Genomic DNA, 15640 nt, shown 5'->3' on the forward strand with positions numbered 1-15640 from the left:
GTGACATAAGCATGAAAGGTTATTTAAATTTAGAAGATGGAGCCTCTTTTGAAGGAGATCTGACAGGAGAAGCTGGCATCACAGGTGAAGTGGTCTTTTTTACAGGTATGACAGGTTATCAAGAGGTGCTCACAGATCCTTCCTATAAAGGTCAGATCATTGTTTTCACATATCCGCTGATCGGAAATTACGGCATTAATCATGAAGACTTTGAGAGCAAAAAGCCTCAAGTAAAAGCGGTGGTTGTTTACGAGGCAGCAGAGCATTTTTCACATCATCTTGCAGCGGTCAGCTTAAAAGATTATTTACAAAAGTGGAATATTCCGCTTCTGACACATACAGATACGCGCGCAGTCGTGCAAAACATCCGGGCAAATGGAACGATGAACGCTGTGCTCAGTGTAGACGAAAACGAAACGCCGCCTGCAATGAAACAAGACAATGTCGTCGCACAGGTGACAGATAGCGAGATCTACACACAAGGCAGCGGTGAGGAACATGTGGCGCTCATTGATTTTGGCTTTAAAAAATCAATTGCAGATTCGCTTGCAGCGCGCGGCTGTAAAGTAACCGTCATTCCATATAAACAAATGGAAAAGGTGTTTGAGATCAAACCTGATGCCATCCTGCTGTCAAACGGACCTGGAGATCCGAAAACCATGACACCGTATTTAAAAACGATTCATGACATCATGATGACATTCCCGACACTTGGAATCTGCTTAGGTCACCAATTAATCGCTCTAGCACTTGGCGGGGATACGTATAAGTTGCCATTTGGCCACAGGGGAGCGAATCATCCTGTACAGGATACAGAATCCAAACGTGTCTTTATGACAAGTCAGAACCACAGCTATGTGGTGAATGAAAAAAGCATGAATGACAAAGAAGTGGATGTGAAATTCCTTCATGTCAATGATGGATCTGTAGAAGGGTTCATTCATAAAGAAAAGCTGATTATGTCAGTTCAATTTCATCCAGAAGCACACCCAGGGCCTGCTGAAAGTGAATGGGTATTCGATGATTTTATTGAGAAAGTGAAACAAGCAAGGAGAGAAGTCGCACATGCCTAAAGATCAAAGCATACAAACCATTCTAGTCATCGGGTCTGGTCCAATCATCATTGGTCAGGCAGCAGAATTTGATTACTCAGGAACACAAGGATGTATGGCCTTAAAAGAAGAAGGCTACAAAGTCATCTTAGTGAATAATAACCCAGCAACCATTATGACAGACGAGTCATTTGCTGATGAAATCTATTTTGAACCGCTTTCAGTTGATTCAGTGACAAGAATCATTGAAAAGGAAAAACCAGATGGTCTTTTAGCCAACCTTGGCGGACAGACGGCTTTAAACCTTGCTGTCGAGCTAGAAAAAGCCGGTGTGCTGAAAAAGCATGGGGTGACCCTGCTCGGAACGTCAGTTGAAACAATTGAAAACGGTGAAGATCGAGAGAAATTCCGTGCTCTCATGAAGCATTTGAACGAACCTGTGCCAGATAGTGAAATTGTGGATAATGCGGAAGATGCCCTTCAATTTGCAAAAGAAGTCGGCTTCCCAGTCATCCTAAGACCAGCATACACACTTGGCGGTAAAGGTGGCGGAATCGCTCTAACAGAAGAGGCATTTAAGCCGCTCATTGAAGGAGCTCTTTTAGCGAGTCCGATTCACCAGTGTTTGGTTGAAAAAAGCATAGCTGGCTTTAAAGAAGTCGAATATGAGGTCATGAGAGACCGTCAAAATACGTGTATCACGGTATGCAACATGGAAAATATCGATCCAGTTGGTGTGCATACAGGAGACTCAATTGTCGTTGCACCTTCCCAAACACTAACGGATCAGGATTATCAAATGCTCCGTTCAGCGAGCCTGAAAATCATTTCAGCGCTGGATGTAGTCGGCGGCTGTAACATCCAATTTGCCCTTAATCCACTCAGTAAAGAATACTTTGTCATTGAGGTGAATCCTCGGGTCAGCCGTTCATCCGCTCTTGCATCAAAAGCAACAGGCTACCCGATTGCGAAAATGGCAGCTAAGCTTGCGGTGGGGTATACGCTAGACGAATTGAAAAACCCGCTCACAGGCACAACCTATGCTAGTTTTGAGCCGGCACTCGATTATGTTGTCGTGAAATTCCCGCGCTGGCCGTTTGATAAATTTAAACAGGCAGACCGTCAATTAGGCACAAAAATGAAGGCTACTGGCGAAGTCATGGCGATTGATCGGAATTTAGAATCAGCCATCCAAAAAGCAGTTGCATCCCTTGAAATTAAAACGAAGGGCTTCCACTTGCCAGAACTGAAAGACCAAACGACAGAACAATTATTTGAACTCATCAAAACACCAGACGATCGCCGGTTTTTCGCTGTTGTGGAGCTTCTTTCAAGACAAGAAACGGTTGAAACGATTCATCAAACGACGAAAATCGATCGATTCTTCTTACATGTGTTCCAGAATATGATTACGCTCGAGCAAGAATTGAAAGATCATAAGGGGACGCTATCAAAAGATACCTTGAAAAAGGTAAAAGAAAAAGGCTTCCTTGATGAAACGATTGCTCTTCTTACGGGTCAAACGGAAGAGTCAATCAGGCAGCTCCGTCAAGAGTACGGGATTGCTGCTTCATTTAAAATTGTCGACACATGTGCGGCGGAATTTGATGCAAAAACGAATTACTTCTATTCCACCTACTTTGGAAAAAGTGATGGTGAGCATCAAGAAAAAACAAAGCAGCGTGCTCTTATCATTGGCTCAGGTCCGATTCGAATCGGGCAGGGGGTCGAATTTGATTATAGTGCCGTTCATGGCGTTCTTACCTTGCAAAAGCTTGGATTTGAAACCATCATGATGAACAACAATCCAGAAACAGTCAGTACTGATTATGAGATTGCAGATCGTTTATATTTTGAGCCGATTACATTAGAGCACATCCTAAACGTTGTGGAAGCAGAACAAATTGATTTTGTCATTGTCCAATTTGGCGGACAGACTGCGATCAACGTCGCAGAAGGCTTAGAAAAAGCCGGTGTCACGTTGTTAGGTACATCCTTTGCTACGCTGGATGCACTTGAAGACCGTGATTTATTCTATCAGCTTCTTGATGAACTGAACCTTCCTCACGCAAAAGGAGATACGGCTCATTCAAAAGAAGAAGCACTCGTACATGCGAAAAGCATCGGTTACCCTGTATTAATTCGCCCATCGTATGTCATTGGCGGAATGGGAATGATCGTTGTTCAGTCAGAAGCACATTTGGCGTCACTGCTGGATCAGCCAGATCATTTGCCATACCCAATCTTAATTGATGAGTATGTCACTGGAAAAGAAGTTGAAGTGGATCTTATTTCTGACGGAAAAACAGCCTTCATTCCAACGATCGTAGAACATATTGAGAAAGCGGGCGTGCACTCAGGTGACAGCTTTGCCATTTTACCAAGCATCTCGATCAGTGAAGATATCAAACAGCAGGTGCATACCGCGTCTGAACAAATAGCGAAGAAATTAGCGTTCAAGGGCATTATGAATATCCAATTTGTCATCAAAGGTGATCAGGCGCTTGTATTAGAGGTGAATCCGCGGGCAAGCCGGACTGTTCCAGTCGTCAGTAAGGTAATGGGCATTGATATGATCCCAATGGCCACTCAATTATTAGCTGGTGCGGCGCTTGAAGAGCTAAACCCTGTAACGAAAAACAAAGGGGGGACAGCGGTCAAATTCCCAGTGTTCTCATCCCATGCCATTCAAGATATCGACCTCAAGCTGACACCTGAAATGAAAGCGACAGGAGAAGGAATGTGTGTAGGCAAGAACGCCGAAAGCGCCTTGAAAAAAGTGTTTGCACCGATCTGGAAGAAAAAAGGAAGCCTCTTTATACAAGGCAGTGAGCAATTGATCGATGAAGCGAAACATGCAGGCTTTGACGTCTGGACTGGCAGCTTTGAATCCTGGCTGCAGAATGAAGATAAATCCCTTCATATTCATTTAGGAGAAGATGAAGAGGCAAAAGAACAGCGTGTAAAAGCACTCACACACGGCGTTCAAGTCCTAACCGAATATGAAACTGTTCAAGCATTCCTGCAAGGGAAAAATGGAGATGTGTCACCAGTATCGCTCCATGAATTATATAAAAAGGAAGTGACGGCATGAGTCAAATCGACGTGCAACCAGCATTATACGGAAAAGACTTTTTATCGTTAAAAGATTTCTCAATCCATGAGATTGCTTATTTAATTGAAAAAGCGGAAGAAATGAAACAAAACCCATATCAAGATTTATTCAAAGGGAAAACGTTAGCAATGATCTTTGAAAAATCTTCGACTAGAACCCGTGTCTCGTTTGAAGCGGGAATGACGCAGCTAGGAGGACATGCGCTCTTTCTCAGTTCAAATGATTTGCAAATTGGCAGAGGGGAAACCATCAGTGATACAGCGCAGGTGCTGTCTGGCTATGTCAACGGTATTATGATTCGAACCTTTGAGCATGAGAAGGTTGAAGAGCTTGCACAATACGCGTCCATTCCAGTCATTAATGGCTTAACGGACTACTCACATCCATGTCAGGCACTTGCTGATTTATTAACGATTAAAGAAACAAAAGGCACGTTAAAAGGAATCAAAGTGGCCTATATCGGTGACGGAAATAACGTGGCGCACTCCTTGATGGTCGGCTGTGCGCAGCTAGGCTGTGACATTGCGGTTGCATCACCAAAAGGCTATGAACCACTTCAAGAAGTAACAGACACTGCCCGTGAGTTTGCGAAACAATCAGGCGCAGAAGTGACCGTGACGACAGATGCTGTTGCAGCTGTAAAAGATGCAGATGTTATTTATTCAGATGTGTTTACAAGCATGGGACAGGAAGCAGAAACAGAGAAACGTCTTGCTGAATTTAAAGAATATCAAATCAATGACGAACTGATAAGTCATGCGGCAAAGGACTATATTTTCCTTCATTGCCTCCCGGCGCATCGCGGCGAAGAAGTGACGGCAGATATTATTGACGGGCCGCACTCAAAAGTATTTCAACAGGCAGAAAACCGCCTGCATGTGCAAAAAGCGTTAATGAAAGAACTTATGTATCAACCATCCAAATAAATCAAAGTGTCCCTGACTCGTATGAGCAGGGACTTTTTGCATAAAGGATTGGAGAGGCAAGGGACGGGACATAATAACATCAATCGAGAAAGGAGGATGAAAATGGGTCAGCAGCATCAGTTTAAATCAGGGAATAAAGCACCGAATAATGGTGTGTATATCGAGATCGGCGAAACTGGCAGTATGGTAAAAGATCCTTTAAAGATTAAACTTAAAGCAGGCGATGTCTTTCCTGATAACTCGAACCATAATCGTGTTTGGACTTACCAAAGAAAGCCGTAAGCAATTGACTAAGAGTCAACAGGAATAAGACTTTAGAGGCATGTGTCATGCCTCTTTTTTCTTTATAATAAAAAGCAATTAAGTTCCAATTTTCAAATAAATAGTATGGATAAACTATAATGTGTAATTGGAAAATATTGTTGAAAGGATTTGTGTGATGGAAAAGATGAATCTCAGTGAAAGTGTTTGGAATAAACGCTTCACCTCATTATTCATATCAAGACTCATTAAAAACACAGGGGAAAGTTTTGCTTTTACATCCGTCCTTTGGCTATTGATTTTAAGAGGGGATGGAGCGCTCGGTACAGGACTTCTTCTAGCAGTAACTGTTCTCCCTTCATCTTTGTTAGCCCCAATATTAGGACCTCTTATGAAAAAGCATCATTTGTCTAAATGGATGTTCGCTTCAGATGTTGTTCGAGCAACAATTGTACTCATTATTCCACTTCTGCACTTTTCGCATCTATTGCCTCTATGGTTATTGATCTCATTAATGGTTATTCAATCGGCAACAGGTGCAGCATATAATCCAGCTTCGGTGGCCATCTTACCGCAGATTGTTCCAAAGCATCTCATTCAAAAAGCTAATGCGATCCTGCAATCTTCTTTTGAGATTGTTGCACTTGCAGCAGTCATGGTGGCTGGTCTTTTGGTTAAATTAATTGGACCTGCTGATACCCTGCTGATCACCACTGCTTTATTTGTTATTTCTGGTCTGTTTATTATCGGGGTTAAGCTGAAGAAAACCGATGAAGAAAAAGCAGCAGGCATTAAACAAGCGAAGAATACATATTTGTATAACTTAAAAAGAGGGTTTCTCGTTGTCAAAAACCATCACATTTTATTTGCACTCACACTTTATTGTATCTTAATGAATGTCGCAGCAGCTCCGTGGCAGGCGCTCTCAGCGGTATACGTAGCAGAAGCGCTGCAAAGCGACTCCATGGTGTATTCCATTTTAAGAGGCGTTGCTGCAGTTGGCGCATTTATGATGGGCTTTGCTCTAGCGAAGGTCAAAATTAAGAGATTTGGTTTGTTCTTTATTGTCGCTGGCATGATTGAAGGGGCAGCGTTCTTTATTACAGGGATGAGTACATGGCTGCCGGTCGTTCTGCTTGCTTCCTTTATTTTCGGAGCTGCTGTCAGTGCGATCAATGTACCGGAAATGGTCATTATTCAAACGTCTGTTGACCAAGAGGATCAGCCGCAAGTATATGCTGTGATCAATGCGTCATCAAATGTCTTTCTCCCGCTTGCAGCTGTCGTATCAGGCGTTCTGGCAGAAAGATTTGGAGCGGGACCTGTCATTGCTGGCGGAGGAATCCTTGAAATTTTATCAGGTATCGCGATCTTCCTGTTTACAGGGCTTGCGAAAAGCCATTTGACAGCGGACAAACAAAAGTCCGAAACCGTCGAGGTGTGAACAATAAAAACCCCCTGTATGTTATAGACAGGGGGTTTTAGCATGCCGCTTTTCAATCACGTAGAAAAAAAGAAAAAGAGCTAAACATCATTTTAGCTCTTTTTCACAAATCGTTTTCTTGCATATTAAGAGTGTTTTGTTGAACTTTCCGTTTCTTTCATTGGACTTACTTCAGCAAAGATGAATAAAATAACCGTAAACACAACTGCAAGAATGGAAGTGAGCGTAAAATCATAAGCAGCTCCATTCATAGAGGCAACGATGTAACCAGCCATATGTGTCAGCAGAAAAGTCCAAATGAGGGTGATAATATAATGCATAATCCCACCGTCCTTTATGTAACAATCTATTGATTATCATACCATAGATGCAAGTGAAGGGAAAAGACTGTTTTCCGCCTTTATGTGACCATTTTTAGACCTTCTGCTATAAAAATAAAAAGAATTCTTCTGTCTTTAGGGGATTTCCTTATTCCTACAAGAGTTGTTGTTCATATCATAGAAAGCAGAATCACTGAAAGGAGGCTGGCCATATGGGTGTAAGCGAACGTTTTTTCCAGCTTGGTTCCCAGTGGAACATCATTCACCTTCCTCAAAAACCAAATGGCTTTGGCATTCTAATCCTCGGTGACCGAAATCACTTTGTGCAGGAAAATACATCATTCTGGCTTCAGCATTATGGAAGAAACCAGCTTTTAACTGCCTTAAAGGATGAAGGATATACATTGTTTAATAGTCAACTTCATGGGAATCACTGGGGATGCGAAGATGCTGTTTTTAGTGCCAAGCAGCTCGTGCATCACACATTAAAACAAGAAATATTAAACCGGGAAATTCATGTGCTCGCAGAGGGAATGGGCGCACTTGTTGCCATGAGCCTTGCTGAGGAGATGCCTGAAGTGTTAAGGTCCATTGCGATGATGAATCCATGTCTGAATCTGGATGCACAACGAGAAAGAGAAAAGGAACACAAATTCTTTTACAAGCAGCTGATCAAAGAGTTAGCAGAGAGCTATGGCTGTTCTGAAAAGGAAGCTGAAACGTATCCACTGCCTTCTTGCCCTGTTCATTCTGCTCATGTGCCGATTCATATATGGCAAAGACTAAACGGCGCACCTTATGCATATGAACTTCACGCAAAACCTTTTATTGATCAGCATATGAAAAATCCAGAACATTGTCAGATCGATCTCACACTGCATATGTTTGATCATCCGAGAAGAATCTTTCAATCCATTCACAAGTTTTATAAATCGCATGAAAGAGAATTGTGATGAATAGGATGATAACAGCCCTTCATAGAAAGGGCTCTTCTTTTTATTCGATATTAAAAAAGGGGACATGAACATGGAAACAGGACTGATCATAGGGGCAGATGAATTTTTTGGCCTGACACTTTGTGAATATATGATGAAAGAGGGCATTCAAGTGGATATCACGCGTCCTCATGATCTTAAAGAAGAACAAAAGGAACTGTTAGAAGAGCGGATGATGTGGCTGGGCAGAAATGATCTCGTTCGTGTCATTGACCTTCAGGATAGCAAAGACACGTATGATCTCATTTTTATTCAATCAGAGGAACCGCATAACAGGCAGGAAGACATCAAAGCAAAGCATGGCATGTACAGGATTCTTTTTCATAAACCTGAAAACGAATCAGCAAAACAGAATGTACCGGCAGTTATTCTTCCTCACATGTTCGGACCATGGACACTCAATGAAGATCAAACAAAGCGTGCAGATTCATTTTTTGTAGAAGATGTGGCGAAGAACTTGTTACAATGGGCATCAGACACAGGTCAAAGACAGGACATGACGTATGAATTGAAGGTAGAAAGCGAAACAGATGACAAAAAAGCAGAAGATATGATAGCTGAATGGAAAAGACAAAACTCAACATTTTTCGACAAAAAGCAAGAATGATCTTCCATCTTATCTTTTTTCAGTATAAAATAAACCTATATTTAACATACAGGTTCATCACTGCATGTTGCAAAAGGGAGTTGAACATGGCATGAAGTACCAGCGGCTTGTCATGATCTTTTCGTTCCTTCTTCTATTATCTGCCTGCTCGCAGGCGCCTTTAAAAGGAAAAATTGAGAAGGTGGGTTTACTCGTCCCCGATACGATCAATGATCAAGTTTGGGGAACGAAAGGTTATAAAGGCTTATTAAGTATCCAATCAACATTTGGTGTAGATGTTTATTATAAGGAAGGAATGGTCGACAAGGAGAAAATCGTTGATGCCATTGAAGAATTCCATAAAAAAGGAGTCAATTTGATTATTGGCCATGGCAATGAATACAGTGAAATTTTCAACTTGATCAGTGAAGATTATCCAAACATACAATTTATTACGGTCAATGGAAACAAGCCTCAGGCGGACAATGTCACAAACGTGACATTTAAAGGTGAAGCGATGGGCTTTTTCGGAGGCATGACAGCTGCACATATGTCTAAAACAAAAAAGATTGGTATTCTTGCTACATATGATTGGCAAAGTGAGGTAGACGGCTTTATCAAAGGGGCAAAATATCAAGATGAACATGTACAAGTGTTAGCAGAGTTTGTCGAAAACTGGGATGATGCTGACAAAGCGGTGGAGCTCTATCAAAAATTAAAAAAGCAGGGCGTAGATGTTGTGTATCCCGCAGGTGATGGTTATAATATCCCTGTCATTGAACAAATCAAAGCCGATAATTTATCAGCGATCGGGTACGTGACCGATCAATCCAACCTCGGAAGTCATACGGTTTTAACGAGCACTGTCCAGCATGTTGATAAAGCGTACAGCATCATTGCAAAGAAATTTAATGAAGGCAAGCTAAATGAACAAGGTGAGTACTCCTTTGATTTTAAAGAAGGAGTGATCGAGATGGGGAAATTTAGCACCACCATTGACGACGCTTTTGTGAAAGACATTGAAAGTGATATTGCGTCTTACAAAAAAACTGGCAAACTGCCAAATGAAAAGTGAGGAGACGACGATCATGCAGCACGAAAAATCGATGGAATTTTTACAAATTGCCATGAAGTATTTTCCGCAGGCAAAGGAAGAATTAGATAAAGCAGGGATTCAGCTTGAGCCTGAAGCGCTTCAGCCGCTGCTAACATTATTTACATCTGTCATGCAGGAAGCATACGAGCTTGGAAAAGCAGATGCAGAATCAGAAAAAGCCACAGAATAGTGGCTTTTTTTTATGATAATTTTTTCTTGAAGGCACTAATCATAGGACCAACATCTTTAAACACAGGCTTCAGCTCATCGATGGAGTTCATAATGTTCCCAATTTGATTCATGACATGCATGTAGTCAATTGAGTCATCACTTGAAGATGTCTCCGCACGTTCCTCCTTTGCCTCTGACTTGGTTTTCTCCTTTTCAATCGGCTGTCCAAACATCATTGCTGAGAAAATATCTTTTTGCGCCATATCACATGTTCCTTTCTACTATTGGTATATATCATTAATCTATGAAAAAAGTGAGAGGAAAGGTTAGACGTTTGTATTGCCAAGAAGAAAAAAATAAGGTAAAATTAGTACCAGATACTAATATAAGATCACAATATCACATGCTCGTATGAGTAAAAGGAGTCTTATTCAATGAATGCTGGAATTATTGGCCTTGGCCGCTATATACCTGAAAAAGTATTAACAAATCATGATTTAGAAAAAATGGTTGAAACTTCTGACGAGTGGATTCGTACTAGAACAGGTATAGAAGAAAGAAGAATTGCATCTGATGATGTCAATACATCTCATATGGCGCTTGCTGCTGCAAAAAAAGCATTAGCTGACGCAGATGTGGCTGCAGAAGATATCGATATGATTCTTGTGGCGACAGTCACGCCAGATCAAGCATTTCCGACAGTCGCTTGTATGATTCAAGAGCAGCTCGGTGCACATAAAGCATGTGCAATGGATATTAGCGCTGCGTGTGCTGGCTTTATGTATGGGCTTGTTACTGGAAAACAATTTATCGAATCAGGAACTTACAAACACGTGCTTGTCGTCGGTGTTGAAAAACTTTCTCGCATTACCGACTGGGATGACCGCAATACAGCTGTTTTGTTTGGAGATGGAGCTGGCGCTGCTGTGCTGGGAGAAGTCAGCGAAGGCAAAGGAATTCTATCATTTGAACTCGGAGCAGATGGAAGCGGCGGGAAGCACTTGTACTTAGATGAAAAAGATCATACAATCATGAATGGACGAGAAGTATTTAAATTTGCTGTAAGACAAATGGGCGAGTCAAGTGTAAACGTCATTGAAAAAGCTGGACTATCAAAAGAAGACGTTGACTTCTTGATCCCGCATCAAGCAAATATTCGCATTATGGAAGCAGCACGCGAACGCTTAGAGCTGCCAGTTGAAAAAATGTCGAAGACTGTCCATAAATATGGAAACACATCAGCAGCTTCTATTCCAATTTCACTATGTGAAGAAATCGAAGCCGGAAAAATTCATGACGGCGATGTGATTGTAATGGTTGGTTTTGGCGGCGGATTAACTTGGGGCGCAATCGCTATGCGATGGGGCCGATAAAAGAGTGGGGTGCACAAATTAATGGATAAGAAACGAGTAGTTGTTACAGGATTAGGTGCTTTGACACCACTTGGCAACGATGTAGAGTCAACATGGAAAAATGCTTTAGCGGGTGTATCAGGGGTTGGACCGATTACACGTGTCGATTCAAGTGAATATACCGCAAAAGTAGCAGCAGAACTAAAAGATTTTAACATTGAAGATTACATGGAGAAAAAAGAAGCGCGAAAAATGGCACGCTTTACGCAATATGCAGTCGTTGCTGCTCAAAAGGCGCTCGAAGATTCACGTCTTGAAATCACAGATGAAATCGCACCGCGTGTTGGTGTATGGGTTGGGTCTGGTATTGGCGGACTTGAAACATTTGAAGAGCAGTTCGAAGTGTATTCAAATAAAGGGGCAAGACGCGTAAGTCCATTCTTCGTCCCAATGATGATTCCTGATATGGCGACAGGTCAAATCTCTATTGCACTTGGTGCAAAAGGAGTTAACTCTTGTACAGTGACAGCATGTGCAACAGGTACAAACTCAATTGGTGATGCATTTAAAGTGATTCAGCGCGGAGATGCAGATGCAATGATCACAGGCGGAACAGAAGCGCCGTTAACAAAAATGTCGTTTGCGGGTTTCTGTGCGAACAAAGCCCTTTCGACAAATCCTGATCCAAAGACAGCAAGCCGTCCGTTCGACAAAAACCGTGACGGATTTGTCATGGGTGAAGGTGCAGGGATTATTGTTCTTGAAGAACTTGAGCATGCGTTAAAACGTGGTGCGACCATTTATGCTGAAATCGTTGGTTATGGTTCAACTGGAGATGCCTACCATATTACGGCGCCAGCTCCAAACGGTGAAGGCGGCGTCCGTGCAATGCAAGAAGCGATTCGAGATGCAGGTTTGTCTGTGGAAGACATTGATTATATCAATGCCCACGGAACAAGCACACCTTACAATGATAAATTTGAAACAATGGCGATTAAAGAAGTGTTCGGAGAGCATGCGAACCAGCTTGCAATCAGTTCAACAAAATCAATGACAGGTCACTTACTTGGCGCAGCAGGCGGAGTAGAAGCTATTTTCTCTGTTCTTGCGATTAAAGACAGCGTCATTCCTCCGACCATTAATCTTGAAACACCGGATGAAGAATGTGATCTTGATTATGTAGCAAATGAAGCACGTTCAAAAGAAGTACAAGTTGCTTTAAGTAACTCACTTGGTTTTGGCGGGCATAATGCGACAATTATTTTCAAAAAATACGAAGCGTAATACTTCCTGAGAAAGCGGCGGTCGATAAACAGATCGCCGCTTTTTTGCATATGATGAAAATGGAGGTGTTCAGCGGTATGGGTCTGATCAATACACAATATCTCATTCATCAATCATCATCATTTCAGGAGCTTGCGGCGCGCTTTGTTCCTTATTTTAAAGGGGCAGAGGAAAAAGAATGGTCGTCTATCCTCGCTCACCTGCAGCATCACGGTATGGTTCGGTCTTGGAGCTCGTGTAAAAACATGATCGACAAGCTCAAAGAAAAAGGGTACTTCAAGCTTGTCATGAAAGAATACCAAACGCTTCAAAAAGAGTGGAAAGGTCCTGACATCCCTGTGTTTATTTTACCTGTCAACGAGAGCAGCAGAGAAATCAGAGAGCAATTTTATTATCAATCCGGCATGGCATTTGATGACAAGGTCTTTCTTTTTTTGTCTCCAAATACCCCGAAGGAGCGAATCGGTACATTGCTGACTCACGAGTATCACCATGTATGCAGGCTGCATTTTCTCTCAAAAGAAGAAAAAGACTTTACATTCCTCGATACAATCATGATGGAGGGGCTCGCTGAATATGCTGTGTATCATAGATATGGAGAAAGCTATACAGCGAAATGGACCACCTTCTATAGCGAATCCCAGCTTCAGCGCATGTACAAGAAATGGGTATCCAGTCATCTTGATCAAAAAGTCCAGGACGACGAAAGGCTGATACAGAATCTTCTTTATGGAAAAGGGAACTACCCTAAAATGCTTGGTTACGCCACTGGGTTCTATATCGTGAAAAAATATTTTAATGAGCACCGAATCAGCGAGGAGTCTATGATTGCAGAGCCGTCAGAAACTTTTTTAAAGGCGATAGAATCAAAAAGTGAGTAATTCACATAAAAAGAGACATATTACAAATTTACTAAATACTTCTTGATTTCGTCATAGCGATGTAATAATATACAAATAATTCTTTTTATTTTAAAAAGACGGAATATTCAGGTTCAATTCTATTGATCTATGGAGAAAGGGGCGAATGAATGAGCACGCTGCTTGAAGTGCAAAACTTAAAAACATATTTTTTTCGAAAAAAGGAACCGATACCTGCTGTTGATGGCGTTGATTTCAGCATCAACAGAGGAGAAACTGTCGCGTTAGTCGGTGAGTCTGGATCTGGCAAAAGCATTACGTCCTTATCCATTATGGGTCTGATTCATGGAACTGGTGGGAAAATTATGGACGGTTCTATCAAACTTGATGGAAAGGACCTTGTTACATATAGTGAAAAGGAATTATGCAGCATCCGTGGTAATGAAGTATCTATGATCTTTCAGGAACCCATGACCTCACTTAATCCCGTCTTAACCATCGGAGAACAAATAACAGAAATCCTCATCTATCACAAAAAATTTTCAAAAAAAGAAGCGGTCAAAAAAGCGGTTGATCTGCTGAAGCTTGTTGGTTTTTCCCGTCCGGAGCAAATCATGAAAGATTATCCGCATCGATTATCAGGCGGCATGCGGCAAAGAGTAATGATTGCCATAGCGCTCAGCTGTGATCCGAAGCTTCTCATTGCAGATGAACCGACAACAGCCCTGGATGTGACCATTCAAGCACAGGTCCTCACATTAATGAAAGATTTATGCTCTACCTTTGGTACTTCTATTCTTCTTATCACACATGATTTAGGTGTCGTGTCTGAAGTAGCAGATCGAGTGATTGTCATGTACTGCGGACAGGTTGTTGAAAATGGAACCGTGGAAGAGTTGTTTGAACAGCCGCTTCATCCTTACACAGAAGGGCTGCTTGAATCAATTCCTGTCATTGACGGAGACATCCAGCCGTTAACAGCCATCAAAGGAAATGTTCCTGCGCCAGATCAGCTTCCAGCCGGCTGCCGCTTTGCTCCTAGATGTCCGCAAGTGAAGGAACGCTGCCTGGGTGAACTGCCTAAGCTGAGAACATTTGAAGATGGCAGAAGCGTCAGATGTTTCTTATATGAGGAGGCAGATCAAACATGACCCTTGCTCAAAATCAAACACAAATAACGGAATTACCAGAGAAAGAAACGATTCTTGAACTGAAACAGATTCGAAAACATTTTCCGATTAAAGCGGGTGTCTTTCAGAAAAAAGTCGGTGCAGTAAAAGCTGTTGACGGCATAGACTTGAAGATTTATAAAGGTGAAACGTTAGGTATTGTCGGGGAGTCAGGATGCGGTAAATCCACATTAGGACGGACCATGATTCGTCTATATGAACCAACTGACGGTCAAATCTTTTTTAAAGGGCAAGACATCACGCGCGTATCAGAATCAAAGCTAAGACAATCTACACGAAAAAACATCCAAATGGTTTTTCAAGATCCCTTTGCATCACTCAACCCTAGAAAAACACTTCGAAGCATCATCAAAGAACCCTACAAAACACATCACTTATATTCCTTAAAAGAAAGAAATGAAAAAGTAGAACAGCTTTTATCAAAGGTAGGTCTACATCCAAGCTTTGCGAACCGCTATCCCCATGAATTTTCAGGCGGGCAGAGGCAGCGAATCGGCATCGCTCGTGCGCTTGCCATGAATCCCGACATGATCATCGCAGATGAGCCTGTATCGGCACTTGATGTATCCATTCAGGCGCAGGTCATTAATCTAATGGAGGAGCTTCAGGAGGAATTTGACCTTACCTATCTATTTATCTCTCACGATTTAAGTGTGGTCAGGCATATTAGCGATAGAGTCGGCGTCATGTATCTCGGCAAAATGATGGAGCTTGCCGATAAACATAGTCTATACGATGAACCGCTCCATCCATATACACAGGCTCTGCTTTCTTCCGTTCCTGTCACCCGTAAAAAAGGGCAGGTGAAAAGAGAACGCATTATGCTGCAAGGCGACCTGCCGAGTCCTGCAAATCCGCCAAAAGGCTGCGTATTTCACACAAGATGCCCGCATGCGAAAGAAATCTGTAAAGAAAAAGTACCAGCATTTCAGGAGTTAAAAACGAACCACTTTGTTGCCTGCCACCTCTACAACGCTTGATCAAGCTT

At 42.1% G+C, this 15640-nt stretch carries 16 protein-coding genes; 14 read left to right on the forward strand and 2 right to left on the reverse strand.

Going from position 1 to position 15640, the window contains the following annotated elements:
• The first annotated feature begins 11 nt into the window (after positions 1-11).
• The 5 genes from AMR95_RS15960 to AMR95_RS15980 all read left to right on the forward strand — a co-directional run bounded on the left by AMR95_RS15960 (position 12) and on the right by AMR95_RS15980 (position 6798).
• Positions 12-1073 carry a carbamoyl phosphate synthase small subunit gene (locus AMR95_RS15960; RefSeq protein WP_039177774.1) on the forward strand — a complete coding sequence of 354 codons (1062 nt, stop codon included), beginning with the start codon at positions 12-14 and terminating at the stop codon, positions 1071-1073.
• On the forward strand, positions 1066-4146 hold the full coding sequence (locus AMR95_RS15965; RefSeq protein WP_058838839.1) for a carbamoyl phosphate synthase large subunit: 3081 nt from the start codon (positions 1066-1068) through the stop codon (positions 4144-4146). The genes AMR95_RS15960 and AMR95_RS15965 overlap by 8 nt, the downstream gene beginning before the upstream one ends.
• On the forward strand, positions 4143-5093 hold the full coding sequence (gene argF, locus AMR95_RS15970) for an ornithine carbamoyltransferase (protein WP_047201780.1): 951 nt from the start codon (positions 4143-4145) through the stop codon (positions 5091-5093). Before AMR95_RS15965 ends, argF begins: the two co-directional genes overlap by 4 nt.
• A gap of 102 nt (positions 5094-5195) precedes the next feature.
• The gene (locus AMR95_RS15975) at positions 5196-5375 is read left to right on the forward strand and encodes a YjzC family protein (protein WP_008348517.1); all 180 of its coding nucleotides are present in this window, start codon (positions 5196-5198) and stop codon (positions 5373-5375) included.
• A 157-nt stretch (positions 5376-5532) separates the two neighbouring features.
• Positions 5533-6798 (forward strand): MFS transporter, encoded by a 1266-nt coding sequence (locus tag AMR95_RS15980; protein ID WP_024426491.1) that lies wholly within the window; start codon positions 5533-5535, stop codon positions 6796-6798.
• Between the two features lie 125 nt (positions 6799-6923).
• Here AMR95_RS15980 and AMR95_RS15985 read toward each other — a convergent pair whose 3' ends face one another.
• On the reverse strand, positions 6924-7118 hold the full coding sequence (locus AMR95_RS15985; protein WP_003211779.1) for a YjzD family protein: 195 nt from the start codon (positions 7116-7118) through the stop codon (positions 6924-6926).
• Positions 7119-7330: 212 nt separating this feature from the next.
• Here AMR95_RS15985 and AMR95_RS15990 point away from each other — a divergent pair, with 212 nt between their 5' ends.
• The 4 genes from AMR95_RS15990 to AMR95_RS16005 all read left to right on the forward strand — a co-directional run bounded on the left by AMR95_RS15990 (position 7331) and on the right by AMR95_RS16005 (position 9985).
• Positions 7331-8071, forward strand: coding sequence for a hypothetical protein (locus AMR95_RS15990; RefSeq protein ID WP_047201782.1), 741 nt, complete (start codon positions 7331-7333; stop codon positions 8069-8071).
• A 73-nt stretch (positions 8072-8144) separates the two neighbouring features.
• Complete coding sequence (locus AMR95_RS15995) at positions 8145-8720, forward strand: hypothetical protein (RefSeq protein WP_039177788.1); 576 nt, start codon at positions 8145-8147, stop codon at positions 8718-8720.
• 91 nt (positions 8721-8811) lie between these two features.
• Positions 8812-9774, forward strand: coding sequence for a BMP family ABC transporter substrate-binding protein (locus AMR95_RS16000; RefSeq protein ID WP_058838840.1), 963 nt, complete (start codon positions 8812-8814; stop codon positions 9772-9774).
• A gap of 13 nt (positions 9775-9787) precedes the next feature.
• The gene (locus tag AMR95_RS16005; RefSeq protein WP_024425054.1) at positions 9788-9985 is read left to right on the forward strand and encodes a ComZ family protein; all 198 of its coding nucleotides are present in this window, start codon (positions 9788-9790) and stop codon (positions 9983-9985) included.
• A gap of 10 nt (positions 9986-9995) precedes the next feature.
• On the opposite strand, the gene AMR95_RS16010 is transcribed toward AMR95_RS16005, so the two are convergent.
• A complete protein-coding gene (locus AMR95_RS16010; RefSeq protein WP_058838841.1) occupies positions 9996-10229 on the reverse strand; it encodes a hypothetical protein in 234 nt (77 codons plus the stop codon).
• Between the two features lie 171 nt (positions 10230-10400).
• On the opposite strand from AMR95_RS16010, the gene AMR95_RS16015 reads away from it, so the two are divergent.
• The 5 genes from AMR95_RS16015 to AMR95_RS16035 all read left to right on the forward strand — a co-directional run bounded on the left by AMR95_RS16015 (position 10401) and on the right by AMR95_RS16035 (position 15632).
• Positions 10401-11339 carry a beta-ketoacyl-ACP synthase III gene (locus tag AMR95_RS16015; protein ID WP_024425052.1) on the forward strand — a complete coding sequence of 313 codons (939 nt, stop codon included), beginning with the start codon at positions 10401-10403 and terminating at the stop codon, positions 11337-11339.
• Between the two features lie 21 nt (positions 11340-11360).
• Entirely contained in the window at positions 11361-12602 is a 1242-nt protein-coding gene (gene fabF / locus AMR95_RS16020; RefSeq protein ID WP_039177794.1) for a beta-ketoacyl-ACP synthase II, read from the forward strand.
• Positions 12603-12679: 77 nt separating this feature from the next.
• Positions 12680-13483, forward strand: a complete 804-nt coding sequence (locus AMR95_RS16025; RefSeq protein ID WP_058838842.1) for a DUF2268 domain-containing protein — start codon at positions 12680-12682, stop codon at positions 13481-13483.
• Positions 13484-13632: 149 nt separating this feature from the next.
• Positions 13633-14613, forward strand: a complete 981-nt coding sequence (locus AMR95_RS16030; protein WP_039177799.1) for an ABC transporter ATP-binding protein — start codon at positions 13633-13635, stop codon at positions 14611-14613.
• Positions 14610-15632, forward strand: a complete 1023-nt coding sequence (locus AMR95_RS16035) for an ABC transporter ATP-binding protein (protein ID WP_041089820.1) — start codon at positions 14610-14612, stop codon at positions 15630-15632. The genes AMR95_RS16030 and AMR95_RS16035 overlap by 4 nt, the downstream gene beginning before the upstream one ends.
• The last annotated feature ends 8 nt before the right edge of the window (positions 15633-15640 follow it).

This window comes from Bacillus sp. G1(2015b) (assembly GCF_001482475.1).
Classification (GTDB): Bacteria; Bacillota; Bacilli; order Bacillales; family Bacillaceae; genus Bacillus; species Bacillus safensis.